This window comes from Salicola sp. AFF1, from assembly GCF_056783195.1.
Genome location: NZ_JBXAYL010000223.1, coordinates 1 through 245, shown reverse-complemented (window position 1 = coordinate 245; position 245 = coordinate 1). Strand labels below are relative to the sequence as shown.

The following is a 245-nucleotide window of genomic DNA, read 5'->3' as shown; positions in this document are numbered from 1 at the left end:
CCAATACTTATAATTGTTATGTTTTAATAAGCGATAAATATTTACCAAAGCTTTTATTAAGCCAATCAGAATTACAGAGCATACAATTGAATAAGCTGCTATTATAGCAATGTTCCAATTAAATGCAGCAGCTTTTACTTTACTTTCTATAATAGTATTATTATCGGCAATTGCCTGAGCAAAATATATAATCATCGCTGCATCTTGCTTTAGCGGTAATAACTGAATTTTAAATAAAGGAACAA

The 245-nt window shown here is 28.6% G+C and carries 1 protein-coding gene; it reads right to left on the bottom strand.

The window, feature by feature from the left end; translation table 11 throughout:
- The coding region (locus AC1RQI_RS17435; RefSeq protein ID WP_481905867.1) for a hypothetical protein at positions 1-245 on the bottom strand (245 nt) is incomplete at both ends.